Source organism: Micromonospora sp. RB23, from assembly GCF_053585025.1.
The window spans coordinates 4,379,140-4,400,434 of sequence record NZ_CM132111.1; the positions used below are offsets into that span (position 1 = coordinate 4,379,140).

Sequence of the window (21,295 nt, forward strand, 5' to 3'; positions counted from 1 at the left end):
CCCCGACGGACCGTGCTCCGACGATCGGTGCGGGCCGGCGCAGAGCCGCCGGCCCGCACCGGGTCACGTGTCGGCCTGCGCGTCGCACAGCACGTCGAGATGCACGATGCGCGACGTGCCGTCACGCACCGCCCGCCGCTGGCTGCTGTTCAGGTCGTCGTCGAGGTAGTCCACGGCCTTGGCCCGGTCCCGGATCTCGTACACGGTCACCGAACAGGTGCCGGTGTCCGAGGCGGTGCCCCGGCCGGTGGCGAGGTAGTCGTAGAACAGGTAGGACGTGTCCGTGCCGCCCGAGGTCAGGGTGAGCCCGGGGGCGGTGACCGTGGGCGTCCCTTCGCCGGCCGGCCCGAGGTAGGACCGACCTTCGCCGTTCGAGTACGCCGCCCTGACCAACGTGAATCCCTCCACCCGTACGCGGTCGGCGTACCGCTGGGTCTCGTTGCCGTCGCCACAGCCGGCCGTGATGGCGGCCAGCAGCGTGGCCGTCACCGTGAGCAGGGTGGTGCGGGGCAGCGAGGTCGAGACCACGTGAACACTCCGGAGTAACAGGAAGAGACCGACGGCCGGACGTTATCCGATCTTGCGTCTGACGCGGCTCACGCCCCGACACCCTGTCTCGCAACAGCCCCGAAACTACCGGTTGATAAAGCCGGAATTTTCTGCGAGCCTGAGACATCGATCAGTGTGATCGTCATCATGATCATTTCCCGCACCGGAGGCGCCTCACCCGATCCGCCAGGCCCCATCACGAAGCATCCGACCGCGTCCACCACCGCCCCCCACCGCCACCTTCCGCCGCTGGTCAGGCGGGCCACAGTCGCCCAGACAACGCACGCGACCGTCGACCCGCGGGAGCGACCCCAGCATCGCGACCGCGGCCAGCGCAGCGGAGTCACCCACCCGAAGAGCGACCCAGTTCTCCCCACCCACCACCGGAGGATCAGCATGGTTTCCCGGCCCCGTACCCCCGGGCGTACCCGACTACGCGCGTTCACTCTTTCCGGAACTGCTGCGATAATTTTGACCCTGGTCGTATCGATGCTGCCCAACCTGGCGCAGGCCGCCGAGACGACCCTCGGCGCGGCGGCGGCCCAGTCCGGCCGGTACTTCGGTGCCGCTGTGGCCGCCAACAAGCTCGGCGACAGCGCGTACACGACGATCCTGAACCGCGAGTTCAACGCCGTGACGCCCGAAAACGAGATGAAGATCGACGCAACCGAGCCGCAGCAGAACAACTTCACCTTCGGCAACGCGGACCGGATCGTGAACCACGCCCTCTCCCGGGGGTGGAAGGTCCGGGGCCACACCCTGGCCTGGTACTCGCAGCAGCCGGGTTGGATGCAGGGCATGGAGGGCAGCTCGCTGCGCAGCGCGATGCTGAACCACATCAACCGCGTCGCCGGTTACTACAAGGGCAAAATCTACTCGTGGGACGTGGTGAACGAGGCGTTCGAGGACGGCAACAGCGGGGCGCGTCGTAACTCGAACCTCCAGCGCACCGGCAACGACTGGATCGAGGCGGCGTTCCGCGCCGCCGACACGGCGGACCCGGGCGCGAAGCTCTGCTACAACGACTACAACACCGACAACTGGACCTGGGCCAAGACCCAGGCCGTGTACAACATGGTGCGGGACTTCAAGTCCCGGGGAGTGCCGATCGACTGCGTCGGGTTCCAGTCGCACTTCAACGCCAACTCGCCGTACAACAGCAACTACCGCACGACGCTGTCCAGCTTCGCCGCCCTCGGGGTGGACGTGCAGATCACCGAACTGGACATCGAGGGTTCCGGCACGACGCAGGCCAACACCTACCGCAGCGTGGTCAACGACTGCCTCGCCGTGGCGCGCTGCAACGGGCTCACCGTGTGGGGAGTGCGGGACTGCGACTCGTGGCGCTCCGGCGGCACGCCGCTGCTCTTCGACTGCAGCGGTAACAAGAAGGCCGCGTACACGGCCACCCTGGAGGCGTTGAACAGCGCGGGCCCGGGCACCACGCCCACGCCCACGACGCCGGGCCCGACCCCCACCGTCTCCCCCACGCCCAGCACGCCACCGGGCTCGGCCGGTCAGATCGTCGGCACGCAGTCCGGCCGGTGCGTCGACGTGCCCAACGCCTCGACCACCAACGGCACCCGGGTGCAGCTCTACGACTGCAACCGGCAGACCAACCAGTCCTGGACCTACACCTCCGGCAAACAACTCCAGGTGTACGGCACCATGTGCCTCGACGCGGCCGGCTCCGGCAACGGCGCGGCGGTCCAGATCTACAGCTGCCACGGCCAGACCAACCAGCAGTGGAACATCAACTCCAACGGCACCATCAGCAACGTCCAGTCCGGACGCTGCCTGGACGTCTGGAGCACCGCCAACGGCGCGCAGATCCAGCTCTACGACTGCCACGGCCAGACCAACCAGCAGTTCCGGTACTCGTCCTGACGATCCGTCGGGGCGGGCGGGCTCACCGCAGGACGAGCCCGCCCGCCCCTCGTCCTTCCACCACCACCCCCAGGAGGTACCGACAGTGCGAGGACCCGCAGACCACCCGCCGCCCCCGGCGGGCACCCCTGTCGACCGCAGGTCGTCCGGCATCCGGGGACGGCTGCTCACGCTCGCCGCCGCCGGGATGGCCGCCGCGGTCGGGCTGCTCACCATCACCCTGACGACCGGGTCGGCCTCGGCCGCCGACAACCCGTACCAGCGTGGCCCGGACCCCACCCGGACCAGCGTCACCGCCGTGAACGGCCCCTTCGCCAACACGTCGGTCGCCGTCCCGACCGGGTACGGCTTCAACGGCGGCCGGATCTACTACCCGACCGACACCAGCCAGGGCACCTTCGGGGCCATCGCGATCTCACCGGGTTACACGGCGTTGTTCTCCGCCGAACTGGCCTGGATGGGACCGTGGCTGGCCTCGCACGGCTTCGTCGTCATCGGCATCGAGACCAACAGCCGCAACGACTTCGACACCGCGCGCGGCACCCAACTCCTCGCCGCGCTCGACTACCTGACGCAGCAGAGCCCCGTCCGGGACCGCGTCGACCCGAACCGGTTGGCCGTCGCCGGCCACTCCATGGGCGGCGGTGGGGCGCTGAGCGCCGCCATGCGGCGTCCGTCGCTGAAGGCCGTGGTCGGCATCGCGCCGTACTCGCCGTCGTCGAACCTGGCCAACGACCGGGTACCCACCATGATCTTTGCCGGTCAGGCGGACACGGTGGTCACCCCGTCCTACGCCACCGGTCTCTACAACAGCATCCCGAGCACCACCGAGAGCGTCTACCTGGAGGTCGCCGGCGCGGATCACGGCTTCATGGTCGGACGGTCGAACCCGGTGATGGTCCGGACCATGTTGCCGTTCGTCAAGATGTTCCTCGACAACGACGCCCGGTACAGCCAGTTCCTGTGCCCGCTGTTGGACAACAGCGGCGTGGTGACCTACCGCAGCACCTGCCCGCTGCTGCCGTCGACGCCGACCAGTCCGACGCCGACCACCACCCCGACGGGCAGCCCGACACCCACACCCACCGTCACGCCCACCACCCCACCCGGCTCCGCCAGCCAGATCATCGGCGCGCAGTCGGGCCGGTGCGTCGACGTGCCGAACGCGTCGCGCACCAACGGCACGCGGGTGAACCTCTGGGACTGCAACCGGCAGGCGAACCAGTCCTGGACCTACACCTCGGGTAAACAACTCCAGGTGTACGGCACGATGTGCCTCGACGCGGCCGGCTCCGGCAACGGCGCGGCCGTACAGATCTACAGCTGCCACGGCCAGACCAACCAGCAGTGGAACATCAACTCCAACGGCACCATCAGCAGTGTGCAGTCCGGACGCTGCCTGGACGTCTGGAGCACCGCCAACGGCGCGCAGATCCAGCTCTACGACTGCCACGGCCAGACCAACCAGCAGTTCCGGCTGGCGGCTCTGTCGTAACCGCACCGGGGGCGGGCTCGGCGTCACGCCGGGCCCGCCCCGCCGTGCGGCGTCCGCGTGTCACGTGCCGGTCGGCGGCGCGGTGCTCGCACGCACCACGAGCGTGGGAACGACCAACGGCAGGGGCTGTGGCACCGTGTCGTCGATGGCCTGGGTGACCGCCGTGATGGCCCGTCGACCGACCGCCGCGAAGTCCTGCTGGATCGTGGTCAACGGCGGAATCAGGTACGCCGCCTCGGGCACGTCGTCGAACCCGATGACCGAGACATCCTGTGGCACCCGTCGGCCACGCTCGTGCAGCGCGCGCAGCACGCCGATGGCCATCTGGTCGTTGGCGGCGAAGGCCGCGGTGGTGCCGCGCATCTCGCAGATCCGCAGCCCGGCGAGGTAGCCGCTGTGGGCCATCCAGTCACCCTCGACGGGCTCGGGCGGACGTATGCCCGCCGCCAGCATCGCCGTACGCCAGCCGTCGCGGCGGGCGCGGGCCTCGGCCCAGTTGAGCGGACCGGACACGTGCACGATCTCGGTGTGCCCGAGGCCGAGCAGGTACTCGGTCGCCATCCGGGCGCCGAGCACTTGGTCGACGCCGACGGTGACGCTCGCCCTGGACAGGTCGCCCTCCACCACGACGAAGGGCACCCGGGAGCGGGTCATCCGCACCACCTCGAGAGCCTCGTCGTTGCCGGCGATCATCACGACGCCTTCCACGCCGACGCGCATGAGGTGCTCGGTGGCGTCGCTGAGCGCCCGTACCGTCACCTCCTCCAGGCTGACCGAGGTGGCGAAGTAGCCGGCGGCGCGGGCCGCGTCCTCGACGCTGCGGTGGATGCTCGTCGGGCCGAACAGCGTCCTGGCCGTACCGATGATGCCGATCATCCCGGACCGTCCACGGACCAGCGCACGGGCGGCCGTGTTGGGGCGGTAGTCGAGTCGCCGGATGGCCTCGAGGACCCGCTCCCGCGTCTCGCGCCTGATCGCGGGCGCTCCGTTGATGACCCGGGACACCGTCTGGTGTGACACGCCCGCCAGGCGGGCGACATCCGCCATGACCGCTGGCCGGTGGGCGGTCGCCACCGCTTTCTCCGCGTGAACTGTCACTGGCGGGCCGTCCGTTCTTCCATGGGTGGTTACCTCGTACGTTCGCGTGGCCGTCAGTGTGAGTGGCGGGGCACCGCGCTGCCGCTGCCCCCGACCAGGAAGTCGAGGTCCGCACCGCTGTCGGCCTGGAGGACGTGCTCGCTGTACAGCCGTACCCAGCCCCGGTCGGCCACCGGCGGCGGCGGCTTCCAGGCGGAGCGACGCTCGGCGAGTTCCGCCTCGTCGACCAGGAGGTCGAGGCTGCGGGTGGCGACGTCGAGATGGACCATGTCGCCGGTGCGCACCAGCGCGAGAGGGCCGCCCACGGACGCCTCCGGCGCCACGTGCAGGACGCACGTGCCGTAGCCGGTGCCGCTCATGCGGGCGTCCGAGATCCGCACCATGTCCGTGATGCCGTCGGTGAGCAACCGGCGGGGCATGGGCACGTTGCCCACCTCCGGGAAGCCGGGGTAGCCGCGTGGGCCGGCGTTGCGGACGACGATCACCGTGTCGGGCGTGACGTCGAGGTCCGGGTCGTCGGCGGCGACGACGTACTCCTCGATCCGGTCGAAGACGAGCGCCGGACCGGTGTGCGTGAGCAGGTGGGGGGAGGCGGCGGAGACCTTCAGCACCGCCCCGGACGGCGCGAGCGACCCGCGCAGCACCACGGTGCCCGAGCCGGCGGCCTGGAACGGCTCCTGCATGGTGGCGATGACGTCCCTGTTCCAGCACTGCGCGCCGTCGACGTTCTCGGCCACGCTCCGGCCGCTGACCGTGACGTGTTCCGTGTGCAGCAGCGGCGCGAGTTCCTTCATCACCACCGGAAGGCCGCCGGCGTAGGCGAAGTCCTCCATCAGGTACGCCCCGGACGGCATGAGGTTGACGAGCAGCGGGACGTCGGCGGTGAGAGTGTCGAAGTCCTCCAGCGACAGGGGCACGCCGAGGCGTCCGGCGATCGCGAGCAGGTGCACGACGGCGTTCGTGGAGCCGCCGATCGCGGCGTTGACCCGGATGGCGTTCTCGAACGCCTCGCGGGTGAGCACCGTGGACAGTCGCTGGTCCTCGCCCACCATGGCGACGATCCGCCGACCGGCGGCCTGCGCGAGCGCGTACCGCCGGGAGTCGACGGCGGGTACGGCGGCGGCCCCGGGTAGCTGCACGCCCAGCGCCTCCGTCACGCAGGCCATGGTGGAGGCGGTGCCCATCGTCATGCAGTGGCCCCGGCTGCGGGACATGCCGACCTCCGCCTCGGCGCAGTCGGCGGCGCTCATCCGACCGGCCCGCATCTCCTCCGTGAACCGCCAGACGACAGTTCCCGAGCCGATGTCCTGGCCGCGGAACTTGCCGTTGAGCATCGGCCCGCCGGTCAGCATCAGCGTCGGCAGGTCGACGCTCGCCGCTCCCATCAGCAGGCCCGGCGTGGTCTTGTCACAGCCCGACAGCAGCACCACCCCGTCGAGGGGGTTGGCGCGGACGGACTCCTCCAGCTCCATGGCGAGCAGGTTGCGGTAGAGCATGGTCGTGGGACGCATGAGGGGCTCGCCCAGGCTCATGGCCGGGAACTCCAGCGGCAGACCGCCGCTCTCCCACACGCCGCGTTTCACCGACTCGGCCAGGTCGCGCAGGTGGGCGTTGCAGGGGGTCAGCTCCGACCAGGTGGTGGCGATGCCGATCACCGGGCGACCGTCGAAGACGTCGTCCGCGAATCCCTGGTTGCGCATCCAGGACCGGTGGATGAACCCGTTGCGGCCCTCGGCGCCGAACCACTGCGCGCTGCGCAGCGGCCGATCTGTCGTCGACATCAGCACACCTCTCTGTCATGCCCCAAGGTCGCGCGGCGCGACCTAGCGAAGGCCACCGACGGACAGGCCGCCACGCCAGTGTCGTTGCAGACTGAAGAACGCGATGACCAGTGGGATCACGGACACCAGCGAGCCCAGGATGATGAGACTCCACAGGGAGGTGCCTCCCGAGTTGTTCGCCGAGGCGATCCCCTGCCACAGGCCGAGACCGACGGTCACCGGGAACAGCCGGTTGTCCGAGAGCATGGCCAGGGGCAGGAAGTAGTTGTTCCAGGACGCCACGGCCGACAGGAGCAGCACGGTGACCACCGCGGGACGCATCAGCGGAAGCGCGATCTGCAGGAACGTGCGCACCTCCCCCGCGCCGTCCACCCGCGCCGCGTCCAGCAGCTCGTCCGGCACCGCGTCGCGCGCGTACACGTGCATCAGGTAGACGCCGAACGGGTTGAGCAGCGACGGCAGGATCACCGCCCAGACCGTGTTCGTCAGGCCGAGCCGGGAGAACATGATGAAGGTCGGGATGACCAGGGCGGTGGCCGGCACCATCAGCGCGCCGAGCACGACGGCGAAGCTGAAGCGCCGTGCGGCGAACCGGTACTTGGCGAACCCGTAGCCGGCCATGACCGCCAGAACCGTGGCGCCGACTCCGCCGGCGATCGCGTAGAGCGTGGAGTTGAGGATCCACCGCAGGTAGATGCCACCGTCGTAGGTGAAGAGCTGCCTGAGGTTGCCGACGTAGTCGATCTGGTCGGAGAACCACAGGGTGTTGCCGCCGCCGAACAGGCCCGGCGCGTCCTTGGAGCTGTTGACGACGACCCACCAGAACGGCACCAGGAAGTAGATCACCAGGAAGCCGAGGAGGATCTGCAGAGGAAGGTAGCGCTGCGGCCGGCGGACGCCGGCGCGGACGCTGGTGCGGTCGGCCATCTAGAGGAAGCTCCTCCGCTTGCGGGTGAAGAACAGGAAGGCGTACACGCAGATGAAGACGATGCCGCCGAGCGCGAACGAGATCGCCGACCCGTAGTTGAAGTTGGCGAGCGAGAACGCCTGCTGGTAGGCGTACATGTTGGGGGTGAAGTCGGCCCCGATCGTGCCCGCGGCGAGGTACCGCAGGATCTGTGGCTCGTTGAAGAACTGCAGGGTGCCGATCAGCGAGAAGACCAGGATCAGGATGAGCGCGGGCGCGATCAGCGGGATCTTGATCCGCGTCGCGACCTGCCACCGTCCGGCGCCGTCCATCCGGGCGGCCTCGTAGAGCGTCGGGTCGATGCCCTGCAACGCCGCGTACAGGATGATCATGTAGTAGCCGGCCCACTGCCAGGTGACGACGTTGAGCAGGCCGTAGAAGATCAGGTTGCTACCCAGGAAGTCGGGTGCGGTGGCGCCGAACAGCCCGAAGATGTCGGTGAGCGGGCCGAAGCCCTTGCTGTAGAGGAACCCCCACATCACGGCGCCGATGACGGTGGGGATCGCGTACGGAAGAAAGATCATGAGGCGGGAGAAGCGCGCGAACAGCGTGGTCACCGCGTCCAGGATGAGGGCCATCACGAGCGCCAGGACGATCTGCAGCGGGATGGAGACGAGCGAGAAGCGGATGACGAACCAGGCTCCGGACAGGAAGCTCGGGTCGGTGAACGCCTTGGTGTAGTTGTCGAAGAGGACGAAGCTGGTGCCGCCGATGAGCTTCTTCTGGAAGAGGCTGAGGTACAACGCGTACGCCAGCGGCGCGATGAGGAACGCCAGGAAGACGATCGCGAAGGGCCCGACGAAGAGCCACCCCATCAGGTGCTCGCGGAGGTGCACCTTGCCACGGATCTTGCGCGTCCCGCTGGGCGGATGCGGAGTGCGCTTCTCGGTCAGGACTGTCATCTGTGGTCTCCGAAAGGCGTGGACGCGGGGGTCGTGGGTGGGCCGGCCGGCCACCGCCGGCACGACCCACCCAGAGCGGTCACTGAACGGTGAAGCCCTGTTCCTTGGCGTACTTCGCCACGTCGTCCTGGAGCTTGTCGGCAGCCTGGGAGCCCGTGGTCGAGCCCTTGATGACCTCGCTGATCTGCTTCGTCATGGCATCGAGGTAGTACTGGCCGAAGGGCGCGTAGGACACACCCTTGTAGGCCTCTGCGGCGGGGAGGTAGACCTCCTTGTTCGCCTGCTGGCCGTCGAAGAACGCCACCTTCAGGTCGACGAACGCGGGATCCTTGAGCGCCGCGAGGTTGAGCGGGAAGATGATCTGGTTCGTCCAGCCGTCGGTGAGCGACTCCTTGTCGGCGTAGAGCCCGTAGGCGACCTTCGCCGCAAGCTCCGGCTTCTTCGCCTGCTTGGTCACCGAGAAGGCGGAGCCACCCCAGTTCACCTGCACCGGGTTGGCCGGATCCCACTGCGGCAGTGGCGCGACCGCGAACTTGCCGGTGTCCTGGCCCTTGCCGACGCCCGCGCCGGTGAGGTAGCCCGGCGCCCACGCCGCCGAGATGTACGTCGCGTAGTTCCCGTTGATCACGCCGGAGATGTACTCGGGTGTGAACTGGTCCTGCGTACCGACGAGGCCCTTCTTGGCAAGGCCGCCCCAGTAGTCCAGCACGTCCTTGGACGCCTGGTCGTTGAGCTTCACGCCGATCGACTTCGGCTGCGCCGGATCGAAGGTGAACGGCGAGGCGCCCTTCTGGATCTGGAGCGCCATCATCACCGCCGGGACGTTCGCGCCGAGGTCCCCGAACAACGGGCCGCCGGCGTCCTTCACCTTCTGCGCGGCCTGCTCGTACTCCGCCCAGGTCTTCGGCGGGGTGATCTTGTACTTGTCGAAGATGTCCTTGCGGTAGATCATGCCCATCGGGCCGCCGTCGACCGGTACGCCGTAGACGGCGTCGCCCACCGACACGTCCTTCCAGGCGCCCTCGCCGTAGTTGGCCTTGACGGCGTCGTAGCCGTACTGCTTGATGTCGACGAGCGCGCCCTGGATCTGGAAGGTCGGGATCCGGTCCGCCTCGACCATGATCACGTCAGGCGCTCCGGTGCCCGCCGAGATGGCCGTCTGGAACTTGTCGTACTCGTCGCCGCCCTGACCGACGTTGGTCCAGCAGACCTGCACGTCGTCGTGCAGCTTGTTGAAGTTGTCGACGACGAGCTGGGTGTTGGGGTACCAGCCCCACATCGTCACGACCGGCGCGTTCTGCTTGGTGATGGTGTTCGTGCAGTTGCTCGCGTCGCTGCCGCCGTCGTCCGAGGAGCAGGCGACCAGGCCGCTCCCGGCCGCGAGCAGGGCCACCGTGGCGAGTATGCGTCTTCTCTTCATTGAGATGGTTCCCTTCGGAAGGTGGCGGTGCACAGACATCCCTGCCCGGGCGACGCCACCGGGGCGCTGGGACCCCGCTCCCCGGTGGCGTCGCCCGGGCAGGCTCCTAGCGTTTGAACAGACGGGGCGCCAGGTCGATGAGGTTCTTCTGCCACACGTCCCAGCCGTGCGGCCCGGGGGTGACCCCGTCGAACTCGTAGCGGATACCGAGGGTGTCCATCGTGGTCAGCGAGGCCATGAAGCTCGGGTACACGAAGTCGGTCTGGTCGCCGACGTACAGCCGCAGCATCTTGGTGCCGTTGTTGATCGCCGCGACGTCGACGCCGGTGCCGCTGCCGAAGCCGGCCGAGAAGGCCGCGACGTAGGCGAACTGGCCCGGGTATGCCTTCAGCACACCGAACGCCTGCCCTCCACCCATCGACAGCCCGGCGAGGGCCTGCTGGGACGGGTCGCTGGAGACGTGGTAGCGGGACCGGGCCGTCGGCACGATGTTCTCCAGCAGTTCCCGGTTGAAGTCCGACGAGTTGCCGTTGCCCATCACGACCACCATGGGCGTGAGGTCGCCGTCGAGGAACTGGTGGTCGAGGATCTGCTTGGCCCGGCCCATCTCGACCCAGTCCGTGTAGTTCTGCCCACCACCGTGTTGGAGGTAGAGGACGGGATAGGGCTGCGCCCGCTGCGGGTCGTACCCGGGCGGGGTCCACACCAGCGCGGTGCGGTCCTGACCGGCCACCGTGCTGGTGTAGGTCATGCTCTCGACCTTGCCGCCCTGGCCGGCGGGCACATCCGTCAACAGTCGGGCCGCAGGGCCCGGGACGAGGAAGGTGCTCCACATCGGCTCCGTGGTCACCCTCGTCGGGTTCGAGACGTCCTTGAAGGGCACCCGGTCGACGATGAGCCGGTAGTAGTAGAACCAGGGCTTCAGCGGCCCCACGGTCGCCCGCCACCGGTCGCCGTCACGCGTCAACGGCACGCGCAGCCAACTGCCGCCCGGCGCGATGTTGGCCCACACCGTGACGTGCTGGGCGTCCGCGAAGTCCGTGGTGGTCTCGAAGGTGACGAACCCGTCCTCGGTGACGAAGGGCGTCGGGGTGGTGCCGGCCGGCGGCGGCGTGAACTCGCCCGTGAACCGCCCGTGGCCCGGGCTCGGTCCGTGGTCCGCCACGTGCCGGAACAGGCGTGGCACGAAGTCGACGAGGTTCTCCTGCCAGGTGGTCCAGCTCCCGCCGCCGTCCGGGTTGACGCCGTCGAACTCGTACCGGACGCCGGCCCGGTCCAACGCCTTGGTCAGCCGGTAGGTGCTGTTGTACGCCGGGTCGGTCACGTTTCCGGTGTAGAGCCGCAGAAGCGTGAGGTGGTGGAGCGCCGTGGCGTCCCTGCGGTCGATCGTCGGGGCCGACGTGCCGGAGAACCAGCCGACGTAGCCGAACTGACCCGGCTTGGCGAACGCCGCCCGGGCCGCCCGCGCCGCGCCGTCGGCGACGCCGGCGATGGCCTGGTGCGCCGGATCGCGAAGGACCCGGTAGTTGTCGGCGACCGCCTTGCGGAGATCCTTCAGCTCCCGGTCGTCCGCGCTGTCGGCGATGACGACGACCATCGGCTGCATCGCGCCCGCCGCCGAGAGGTTGTCGAGGATCTGCTTCGTGCGACCGAGGTCGAGCCAGTCGGTGGCGGCCACGTCGTTCCCCGACTCCAGGAAGAGCGTGGGGTAGCCCTTCGGCTTCCTGGCGGCGTACCCGGGTGGCGTCCAGACCAGGGCCGAGCGCTGCTCGTCGCGGACCCGGTAGGTCAACGTCCCGACCGTGCCGCCGGTGCCCGCCGGGGCGTCGGCCAGCCAGCGCGCCGAGTCGCCCGCCACCAGGAAGGTGCTCAGGAGCGGGTCGGACGCCACGCTCGTGGTGTTCGTCGGGTCCTTGATGGTCTTGGTGTCGTCGGCGGTCACCTGGTAGCGGTACAGCCCGGGCGTCAGCGCGCCGAGCACGCCCGACCACACGTCACCGCGGCGGGTCAGGCCGAATTCCGTCCACGCCGCGGACGGGCCGAAGTTTCCCTCGACGACGACCTGCGAGACGGTGCCCAGGTGCTCCTGGACGTACGCGGCCGGAACGGTGAACGAGGCGTAGCGGTCCGGGGAGACGTCCAGCCACGGCGTGTCCGCCGCCGCTGCCGGTTGCGGTGCGAACAGGGCCGCCGCCATCGCGACGGCTCCGGCGCTGAACACCGCCGTGAATCGGCGTACGCTGAGGCGGCGTAAGCGCCCGTGATACGGTGCGGTTGTCACGCTCCACTCCTTTCCTGTGCCGGCAGCGGATGCGACCCGCTGGCCGGCTCAACCCATCGGTGGATCTCGCCGTGCGGTAGCCGTCACCTCCTCTGGTCGCTCGCCGGCGCGGCGGTCGATTCGCGGACCACGAGGCTGGTCGGAAGGACTATCTGGTGCGGCTCGTCCCACTCGCCGGTCACCAGGGACTTGAGCATTCGCGCGGCTTCGTACCCGAGCTGATACATCGACTGGTCCACAGTGGTCAGGCCCGGCTCGGTCGACGCCGACTCCGGGATGTTGTCGAAGCCGACGACCGACAGGTCCTCCGGGACGGAGAGCCCCAACTCCCTGGCGACCTCCAGGACCTTGAGGGCCATCCCGTCGCTCGCCGCGAAGATCGCCGACGGCCGGTCGGCCCGCTGCAACAGGGCACGCGCCAACGGGACCGCCGACTCGGGATTGAAGTCGCCCCGGCCGATCAACGTGGGGTCGACCGGGACACCGGCCGCGCCGAGCGCGGCCCGGTAGCCCTCCTCCCGGGACCATGCCGAGGCGAGGCTGTCCCGTCCGGCGATGAACCCGATGCGTCGGTGGCCCAGGTCGAGCAGGTGCTCGACGGCGGTGGTGGCGCCGGCGAGGTTGTCGGCCATGACCGAGGGCGCGGTCGCGCCGCGCACGGGGTCGATGGCGACGACCGGCGTACGGCTGCGCATCTCCCCCCACGGCGTGACCACGATGCACCCGTCGGTGAGGGTGCCCGACAAGCGGGTCAGGTGCCGCTGCTCCCAGCCCTCCGAGTAGGACCCGTAGAGGTCGCTGTTGGCGTAGATGATGAGGTCGAAGCCGGAGCGGCTGAGCGCCTTCATGACCCCCTTGAGCACCTCCGCCGTGTACGACTGGAAGCTGTGCGCCACGAGGCCGAGGACGTTGGTGCGGCTGCGCCGGAGGCTCGAGGCCACCAGGCTCGACTCGTAGCCGAGCTGTTCGATGGCGGTGCGGACCTGGGCGATCGTGCGGGCGCTGACGCCGTAGTGCCCGTTGACGACGCGGGAGACCGTGGCGGTGGAAACGCCGGCGATCCGGGCGACATCACTCATTGTTACCGGCGCATTGGCTTCGATCATGCCGCTCTCTCTGGACTGCAATCGTTATCGGTTACGTTTCCAGGATGTTGCCAACGTAACCGACCACGATTGTGAACACAAGACCTTTTCATCCTTGTGCGATCGCCGGGGAGCGGTCCTCACGGGAATGTGCAAGGTGGACTTCCCGAGCGGCAAAAACGCGCCATTCACGTCCGGGCTCTACCCGTCGAAAGCGGGACGGCACTCTCCGTCAGGCGCCATTCCGGAACGGGGTGTTCCCTCCGGCGAGCATGATCGGTAACGTTTACATCGATCGCGAACGTAATCGATGATCATGGCGATGTCCAGAGCTCGCACCGACCCACCACCCCCGGGTCCCCGGCGCCGCGACACGGGTCCCGACGTCGGAGGCCTCCTCCGAGAGGAGCCCGCCCTGAACACCCACCTCGACGTAGCGCCGGACCCACTCCCCCGCCGCGCCGCTTCGGCCGTCCGGCCTCGTCAGAGCCAGCGGGGAGGGCAGTCGTGAACACCGCACGCCTGCTCCTGGACCCACGTCGACTCGTCGCACCGGTGCCGCGCCGGCTCTTCGGCTCGTTCGTCGAGCACCTGGGCCGCTGTGTCTACGGCGGAATCTACGAACCCGACCACCCGAGCGCCGACGCGGACGGCTTCCGGGGCGACGTCCTCGCGCTCGTCCGCGAGCTGGGCGTCACCACGGTCCGCTACCCGGGCGGCAACTTCGTCTCCTCCTACCGCTGGGAGGACGGCGTCGGCCCGGTCGAGAAGCGACCGGCCCGGCTCGACCTCGCCTGGCACAGCCTGGAGACCAACGCGTTCGGGCTGGACGAGTTCATGCGCTGGGTCGGCAAGGCCGGCGTCGACCCGATCATGGCGGTCAATCTCGGCACCCGCGGCACCGCCGAGGCCGTCGACCTGCTGGAGTACGCCAATCACCGCGCCGGGAGCCACCTCGCCGACCAGCGCCGCGACAACGGCGCCGCCGACCCGTACGGGATCAGGCTGTGGTGCCTCGGCAACGAGATGGACGGCCCGTGGCAGGTCGGCCAGCGGAGCGCGACCGAGTACGGGCGACTCGCCGCGCAGACCGCGAAGGCGATGCGCCGCTTCGATCCCGACCTCGAACTGGTCGCCTGCGGCTCGTCCCACCTCGGCATGCCGACGTTCGGGAGCTGGGAGCGCGACGTGCTGACCGAGGCGTACGACGACGTCGACCTCATCTCGCTGCACGCCTACTACCAGCCGGTCGACGACGACCTGCCCAGTTTCCTCGCCTCGGCCGAGGACATGGACAGGTACATCGACGCCGTCACGGCGATCGCGGACTCGGTCGGCGCGATCCGCCGGTCGACCAGGAAGATCATGATCGCGTTCGACGAGTGGAACGTGTGGTACCAGTCGGCGGCGCCGTCCACGCCGCCCACCGGCGAGGACTGGCCGGTCGCGCCGCCGCTGCTGGAGGACCACTACAGCGTCGCCGACGCCGTCGTGGTCGGTGGCCTGCTCGTCAGCCTGCTGCGGCACAGCGACCGGGTGACCGCGGCCTGCCAGGCCCAACTGGTCAACGTCATCGCGCCGATCATGACCGAGCCGGGAGGCTCGGCCTGGCGGCAGACGATCTTCCACCCGTTCGCCCGCACGGCCCGGCACGCCCGGGGCGTCGTGCTGGACGTACTGCGGGACGGCAGCACGACGAGCACCGACCGCTACGGTGTCATCGACGCGGTCGACGCGGTCTCCACCTGGGACGACAGCACCGCGGAGATGACCGTGTTCCTCGTCAACCGGGTCGTCGACACCCCGGCCGAGGTGACCGTCGACCTCGCCGGAGCCCAGCTGGGCGAGATCGTCGAGTGCGTCACCGTGGGCGGCAACGACCTCGATGCCAAGAACACCGCCGACGGCCCGGACCACGCCGAACCGCGCCCCAACGACACGCCCCGGCCAGGCGACGCCAGCGTCCGGCTGACCCTTCCGCCCGCGTCGTGGACCATGCTGCGGCTGCGCGTCACCGACGTCACCCCGTAAACCACCCCGGCCGCGCACCCCCGGCTTCACCGGAGGGTGCGCGGTCGGGACTTCCCCACCACAGGGAGTACGGGAAATCGCGTCGACGGTCCGGCCAGGACCGGCCCGATCGCGTCCGAAAAAACGCGGTGAGCGCCTGCCGAATTGCCAACCGGATTGCCGTTCCGATCATTTCTTCACAGCAATTCACGCGTCAGCGGCGGGTGGCGCGACAACGCACCCGGAAGACCGTCGGACGCAATTATTCGGCCGCTGGCGTCAACCTCCCGTCGACCCGTCGCACAATGGCGGTGTACTCGTCGCGCAACTCTTCGGGTAGCACCCAGCTCGGGGCGTCCTGCCACGCCAGCGGCCGGAGGAACCGGCGGATCGACGTCGCGCCCACCGACGTGTGCACGGCGTTCGTCGACGGCCAGGGTCCGCCGTGGTGCTGGGCCCACGACACCCGGACACCGGTGGGATAGCCGTCGAAGACGATGCGACCCGCGCGGGCGGAGAGCACGTCGACCAGCCAACGTACGACGTCGGCGTCGTCCTCGGGGCCACGGTGGACGGAACCGGTCAGCGACGGCGGGACGGCGTCCAGCGCGGCGTCGAGGTCGGCGGTGTCGTCGTACCGGACCACGATCATGAGCGGGCCGAAACACTCGCCGGCGATCTCGGCGGTCAGCCCCGGCAGATCGACCTCCAGGAGTCTCGGCGCGACAGCGAAGCCCGCGCCGGGCTCGACCTGCGGCTGCGCCGAGAGCCGCGCGCCGGCCCGCTCGAACTCCGCCGCCCGGATCTCGTACGCGTCCCGGATGCGCTCGTTGAGCAGGACCGTGCCGCCCGAGCCGCGGACCCTCTCGCGCAGACCGTCGACGAGCTGGTCACCGCCCCGGCCGGCCGGAACGAACGCCAGCCCGGGCTTGGTGCAGAGCTGGCCGCCGGAGGCGGTGAACGAGGCGAACAGACCCTCGGCGATCCCCTCGGCGCGGTCGGCGGCCGCGCCGGGCAGGACGACGATCGGGTTCACGCTGCTCAGTTCGGCGTAGAAGGGGATGGGATCTGGTCGGTCGTCGATGGCCGCCTGGATGGCGCGGGCGGCGTTGACCGAGCCGGTGAGGGCAGCGGCACGGATCGCGGGGTGCCCCACCAGCGCGCGGCCGGCCTGCTCCCCGTACACGACCCCGATGACACCCTCCGGGCCGCCCAGGTCGCGGACGGCCGCCGCGATCGCGGCGGCGGACGCGTGCGAGGTCAGCGGGTGGGACGGGTGGGCCTTCAGGACCGTGGGGCAGCCGGCGGCGAGCGCGGCGGCCGTGTCACCGCCCGCGACCGAGAAGGCGAACGGGAAGTTGCTGGCCCCGAAGACGGCGACCGGCCCGAGGGGTACGAGCATCCGCCGCACGTCCGGGCCGGGTCCGAGCGGCGTGTCGGCGGCGTGGTCGATGGCGGCCTCGACGTATGCCCCGTCGCGGAGCACGTCGCCGAACATCCGGAACTGGACGGCGGCCCGGGTGAGTTCCGAGTCCAGCCGCACGTGGGCCAGCCCGGTCTCCGCCTCGGCGGCCGCGACCAGGTCGGAACGCCGGGCCTCGAGGGAGGCCGCGATCGCGTCCAGCAACCGCGCCCTGCCGTGCCTCCCCAGGTCGGCCAACCAGCGCGTCGCGCGGGACGCCTGACCGGCGATCACGTCCACCTGGACCCCGTCGGTCTCGGTGAGATCCGTCGCGCGACGCTTGCCGTCCCGGGGGTCGACCGTGCTGACCACGTTCACAGCAGTCCTCTCCTTGCCAGATTGCCCATGAGGTCGCGGACGCCGAAGTTCCAGGGCTCGCACTCCTGGGCGTGCCGTACCCGGTTGACCAGGGTGCCGAGCGCCGGGCAGCTGATCCGTACCACGTCGTCGACCTGGTGGGTGAAGCCCTCGCCGGGGTGGCCCCGGTCCTGGATGGGCGCGAACATGGTGCCGAGCATCAGGGCGGCACCGTCGGGATAGTGGTGGTGCGGGCCGATGAGCTGCCGAACCAGGTCCTCCGGGTTGCGCGACATGTGCGTCATCTCCGAGACCGCCTCGAGCCGGAAGTCGTCCACGCCCCGGACCTCCAGGCGGACCGCGAGTGCACGCACACGTTCCATGCCGAACCGGTCGTCGAAGAGCCGGATCAGGGGGCCGATGGCGCAGGAGGCGTTGTTGTCCTTCGCCAGGGGAAGCAGCAGCGCCGAGCGGCCCTCGATGTCGCGCAGGTTCACGTCGTTGCCGAGGGTGGCGCCCACGATCCGTCCGCTGGACTGGACGATGAGCGTGATCTCGGGTTCCGGGTTATTCCAGGTCGACGCGGCGAGCACGCCGACGTCGACGGCGGTGCCGACGGCGGAGAGGATCTGACCCTTGGTGAAGATCTCGGCGTCCGGACCGATCCCCACCTCCAGGTACTGGCTCCACATGCCCTCGGCGACGAGCACGCTCTTGAGGCGATCCGCCTCGGCCGAGCCGGGTTCCAGGTGGTGCAGGTCGACGCCGATGTCGGCGAACATCCGTTGCCGGATGTCCGCCGCGAGCGCCAGGTCGCCGCGTGCCCGCTCCTCGATGACCCGTTCGATCATCGAGATGGGGAAGGTCACGCCGGCGGCCTTGAGCGCCTGGAGGTCGACCGGGGCCAGCAGCCAGGGCCGCTCACGGTCGCGGGTCGCGACCGCCGTGTTGGCCAGGATCTCCCCGAAGTCCCCGACCCGCGCCCCGTCGAGCCCGACCACTGTCGCGGCGGGGTCGGGCAGCTCGCAGATGTCCCGGACGGTCGCGAACCGGTGGCTCAGGTCGATGACCGCCCCGTCGCGGACGGCCACGGGTGTGGGACCGCCGACGGACGGATCCCAGATCCGGCCGATCAGGACACTGCCCGCGTCGTCCGGCAACGCCTCGGCGGCGGTGCCGACCCAGTCCGCGCCCAGGGGTTCGCCGTCCGTGGTCGGCGGGGGCCGCTCGTCGGTGATCTCAGGACGCGAGGGCACGTTTGTCGCCGTCATTCGTCGCCCCGGCGAAGCCGACACGAGCGCGCCGCTTACCCATCGTCGCTCCACCGTTACGAGTCGGAGTCAATCTCATAAATTGCAACGATCGTAGCGACATGTGCAACGTTGTCAAGTGGCGATTGCACATCGCGTCATCTACATTGCACATGGTGCAACGAAGGCGGCGCCGCCGCGCGTCGTGCGAGGGGAGACAGCCGTGGCCCAATCAATCCGCCGCGCGATCGACCTCATCCGTCGGTCGGCCGAGCGTCCGCTGTCCCTGACCGAGGCCGCGGACGTACTCGGCGTCCACAAGTCGACGGCCCTGCGGATTCTGCACACACTGGAATCCGCGCGCTTCGTCCGCCGTACCGGAGCCGGCACCTACGTCCTCGGCAGCGGGCTGATCGAGCTGGCAGAACTCGCGCTCGGCTCGATGGACCTGCGCCAGCCGGCCGCCGCGCACCTGCGGGCGCTGCAACGCGAGACCGGCCACACCGTGCACCTGGCGCAGCTGACCGGCGACGAGATCATCTATATCGACAAGGTGGACAGTCCGGCGTTCGACGCCGTCAAGCTCCCCTCCCGGGTCGGACGCGCGGTGTCGGTCTACGCGAGCGCCGTGGGCAAGACCATCCTGGCGTACCTGCCCCGCCAGGATCGCGAGCGGCTGCTCTCCCACGTCGTCCTCGAGAGGTTCACCGACACCACCTTCGCCGACCGCGACGCGCTCGACGCCGAACTCGCCCGCATCCACGAGCGCGGCTGGGCCGTGGACGACGGCGAGCACGACGCGTACGTCATGTGCGTGGCCGCACCGATCAGGGACTCCCGAGGGCAGGTCATCGCCGCCGTCTCGATCACGGCGATCGAGGTCATCGCGAGCCTCGACGAGTTGAAGGGCAACCTGCCGCTCCTGCTGGAAACCGCCGGTCTGATCTCGTACGAACTCGGCTACCCGCGGCCCTCGGTCGCCCCGGACGGCGACGGTCGGTCCGCGACCTGACCAGGCGTCCGCCGCGCGGTGTCGCCGTGGCGGAGGCGGTCCAACTCGGCGAGGTACATCGCCTGCATGCGGTCGTAGTGCCGGACCAGCAGCGTGACCTCCTCGACGCTGTAGCCCTCGACGAGCCGTTCGGCCCGTTCGGCGAACCGCTCGTACGGCCGCGTCAGCTCGACCGCCCGCTCCGGGCGCAGGGTGACGATCACCCGTCGCCGGTCCGTCGGATCGCGCTCGGCCGTCACGTACCCCGCCTGCTGGAGCCGGCGCAGCATGCTGGTCACCGCCCCGGTGGTGAGGTTCGTCCGGCCGGCGACCTGCCCCGCGGTGGCGGACCCGACGTCCGCCAGGTAGTCCAGGCACTCCAGGTCGCTCACGGTCAGGCCCAGCCGCTCCGCGATGGCGTACCGGAACACCATGGACAGCCGAGACATCTCCCGCCCGGCGCGCATGAGGTCGGCGATCGCGGACGCACGGGCCGGCACCTGGGACATGCCGCCATCATGCCTCCGGCACGGTCACCCGGTGCAGCCGAGGTAACAGGCGGGTCAGCACCCAGTGCGGCGCGGCCGCTCCCCCGGTGAGACGGCGCATCAGCCGGCCCGCGGTGTCGACGGCGCGGAAGGCGTAGGGCACCATCTCGTCCTGGTAGGCGGCGATGGCCTCCTCCACTGCCCGACCGGTCGCCCGGGCCTCGAGCAGCCTGCGGCCGAGCAGTGCGGCGTCGCGGAGCGCGGTGTTACCGCCGTGGGCGCCGAACGGTGGCATGACGTGCACGGCGTCGCCCATCATCGTCGCCCGGGGCACCGCCCACCGCTGGGGGCGGCGGCCGGTGGCGAAGAGGTTGAGCACCGTGGCGTCCAACTCTGCCGTGGCGACCAGCCGCCGGATGAGCGGGTGGAAGTCCGTGCTCATCCCGGCGGCCAGTCGCCACAGCGCCAGCAGGTCGCCGCGAACGCCGATGGGCACCTCCTCCTGCCGTAGCAGCAGGCCCCACATGACGTAGTCGTCGCCGGTGGGCGCGTAACTGCCCGGGGCGAGACGGGCGAACGCCTCCCGTGGCCTCTCGCCGAACCGCATGGGGGTGAAGAAGAAGGCGCGGCCGGGTCGATCGGCGATGGCCAGGACACCGCTGCTGCGCAACGCGTCCGGGATCATGCTCTCCCCGTTGCGCAGCAGGGGCGACCGGCCGTAGATGCCCGCCATCGGCGCGCTCGCCGGGGCGGCGTCCGGCATGAGCTGCGCCCGCAGCGCGGAGCCGACGCCGTCCGCGCCCACGACGACGGTCGCCGCGACGGCCCCGCCGTCGGAGAACCGCAGGCGCAGCCCCGCCGGGCCGCCACTGTCCACCGCGACGGCCTCCTTGCCGTAGTGGATCCGGCCGTCGAGCCCGGTCTGCAGGATCGAGCGCAGCGTCAGCCGGTCGACCTGGCGGGTGGCGTACGGCTCGTCCTTGAAGGTGATGGCGAACGCGTCCCGCAGTCGGCTGTCGGTGAAGCGCAGGTGTCCCCCGGGCTCGTCGCCGGTGGTCAGTGCCAGGTTGTACAGGGGGCGGGGCAGGCTCTCGCGCAACGCCTCCAACCCGTACCGGTCGAGGATGATCCGGTAGCCCTGTCGCCGCACGAAGGGGCCGGGGTCCCGCTCGTAGACGTGCGCGTCGATGCCCGCTCGCGTCAGGTACTGGGCGAGGCAGAGGCCGGAGAGGCCGCCGCCGGCGATAGCCACCGAGAAGTCCGTCGATATGCCCATGCAGTTATCTTAATGACTAAGATGATTTCCGCAAGGTCGCCCGCGACCACCCGCGA

16 protein-coding genes are annotated in these 21,295 nt (G+C 69.9%); 4 read left to right on the forward strand and 12 right to left on the reverse strand.

Going from position 1 to position 21,295, the window contains the following annotated elements:
- Nucleotides 1-63 precede the first annotated feature (63 nt).
- Nucleotides 64-528: a hypothetical protein gene (locus tag ACTFTM_RS20085; protein WP_449562014.1), complete on the reverse strand. Its 465-nt coding sequence runs from the start codon at nucleotides 526-528 to the stop codon at nucleotides 64-66.
- Between the two features lie 417 nt (nucleotides 529-945).
- On the opposite strand from ACTFTM_RS20085, the gene ACTFTM_RS20090 reads away from it, so the two are divergent.
- A complete protein-coding gene (locus tag ACTFTM_RS20090) occupies nucleotides 946-2,436 on the forward strand; it encodes an endo-1,4-beta-xylanase (protein ID WP_449566679.1) in 1,491 nt (496 codons plus the stop codon).
- Nucleotides 2,437-2,521: 85 nt separating this feature from the next.
- Nucleotides 2,522-3,931 carry a poly(ethylene terephthalate) hydrolase family protein gene (locus tag ACTFTM_RS20095; RefSeq protein WP_449562015.1) on the forward strand — a complete coding sequence of 470 codons (1,410 nt, stop codon included), beginning with the start codon at nucleotides 2,522-2,524 and terminating at the stop codon, nucleotides 3,929-3,931.
- Nucleotides 3,932-3,991: 60 nt separating this feature from the next.
- On the opposite strand, the gene ACTFTM_RS20100 is transcribed toward ACTFTM_RS20095, so the two are convergent.
- The 7 genes from ACTFTM_RS20100 to ACTFTM_RS20130 form a co-directional block, all read right to left on the reverse strand.
- A complete protein-coding gene (locus tag ACTFTM_RS20100; protein WP_449562016.1) occupies nucleotides 3,992-5,005 on the reverse strand; it encodes a LacI family DNA-binding transcriptional regulator in 1,014 nt (337 codons plus the stop codon).
- Nucleotides 5,006-5,082: 77 nt separating this feature from the next.
- The gene (locus ACTFTM_RS20105; protein ID WP_449562017.1) at nucleotides 5,083-6,810 is read right to left on the reverse strand and encodes an IlvD/Edd family dehydratase; all 1,728 of its coding nucleotides are present in this window, start codon (nucleotides 6,808-6,810) and stop codon (nucleotides 5,083-5,085) included.
- 42 nt (nucleotides 6,811-6,852) lie between these two features.
- Nucleotides 6,853-7,737, reverse strand: coding sequence for a carbohydrate ABC transporter permease (locus ACTFTM_RS20110; protein WP_449562018.1), 885 nt, complete (start codon nucleotides 7,735-7,737; stop codon nucleotides 6,853-6,855).
- Nucleotides 7,738-8,679 (reverse strand): carbohydrate ABC transporter permease, encoded by a 942-nt coding sequence (locus ACTFTM_RS20115; RefSeq protein WP_449562019.1) that lies wholly within the window; start codon nucleotides 8,677-8,679, stop codon nucleotides 7,738-7,740.
- 79 nt (nucleotides 8,680-8,758) lie between these two features.
- Nucleotides 8,759-10,099 (reverse strand): ABC transporter substrate-binding protein, encoded by a 1,341-nt coding sequence (locus ACTFTM_RS20120; RefSeq protein WP_449562020.1) that lies wholly within the window; start codon nucleotides 10,097-10,099, stop codon nucleotides 8,759-8,761.
- Nucleotides 10,100-10,205: 106 nt separating this feature from the next.
- Nucleotides 10,206-12,380, reverse strand: coding sequence for an alpha/beta hydrolase (locus tag ACTFTM_RS20125; protein ID WP_449562021.1), 2,175 nt, complete (start codon nucleotides 12,378-12,380; stop codon nucleotides 10,206-10,208).
- A gap of 83 nt (nucleotides 12,381-12,463) precedes the next feature.
- Nucleotides 12,464-13,486, reverse strand: a complete 1,023-nt coding sequence (locus tag ACTFTM_RS20130; RefSeq protein WP_449562022.1) for a LacI family DNA-binding transcriptional regulator — start codon at nucleotides 13,484-13,486, stop codon at nucleotides 12,464-12,466.
- A 486-nt stretch (nucleotides 13,487-13,972) separates the two neighbouring features.
- On the opposite strand from ACTFTM_RS20130, the gene arfA reads away from it, so the two are divergent.
- On the forward strand, nucleotides 13,973-15,496 hold the full coding sequence (gene arfA, locus ACTFTM_RS20135; protein ID WP_449562023.1) for an arabinosylfuranosidase ArfA: 1,524 nt from the start codon (nucleotides 13,973-13,975) through the stop codon (nucleotides 15,494-15,496).
- 241 nt (nucleotides 15,497-15,737) lie between these two features.
- Here arfA and ACTFTM_RS20140 read toward each other — a convergent pair whose 3' ends face one another.
- On the reverse strand, nucleotides 15,738-17,255 hold the full coding sequence (locus ACTFTM_RS20140; RefSeq protein ID WP_449562024.1) for an aldehyde dehydrogenase family protein: 1,518 nt from the start codon (nucleotides 17,253-17,255) through the stop codon (nucleotides 15,738-15,740).
- Nucleotides 17,252-18,490, reverse strand: a complete 1,239-nt coding sequence (locus ACTFTM_RS20145) for a fumarylacetoacetate hydrolase family protein (protein ID WP_449562025.1) — start codon at nucleotides 18,488-18,490, stop codon at nucleotides 17,252-17,254. The genes ACTFTM_RS20140 and ACTFTM_RS20145 overlap by 4 nt, the downstream gene beginning before the upstream one ends.
- Nucleotides 18,491-18,707: 217 nt before the next feature.
- Here ACTFTM_RS20145 and ACTFTM_RS20150 point away from each other — a divergent pair, with 217 nt between their 5' ends.
- Nucleotides 18,708-19,496, forward strand: a complete 789-nt coding sequence (locus ACTFTM_RS20150) for an IclR family transcriptional regulator (RefSeq protein WP_449562026.1) — start codon at nucleotides 18,708-18,710, stop codon at nucleotides 19,494-19,496.
- On the opposite strand, the gene ACTFTM_RS20155 is transcribed toward ACTFTM_RS20150, so the two are convergent.
- Nucleotides 19,445-19,984, reverse strand: coding sequence for a MarR family winged helix-turn-helix transcriptional regulator (locus ACTFTM_RS20155; RefSeq protein ID WP_449562027.1), 540 nt, complete (start codon nucleotides 19,982-19,984; stop codon nucleotides 19,445-19,447). The two genes, ACTFTM_RS20150 and ACTFTM_RS20155, sit on opposite strands and share 52 nt — an antisense overlap.
- A 7-nt stretch (nucleotides 19,985-19,991) precedes the next feature.
- Entirely contained in the window at nucleotides 19,992-21,239 is a 1,248-nt protein-coding gene (locus ACTFTM_RS20160) for an FAD-dependent oxidoreductase (RefSeq protein ID WP_449562028.1), read from the reverse strand.
- Nucleotides 21,240-21,295: the final 56 nt, after the last annotated feature.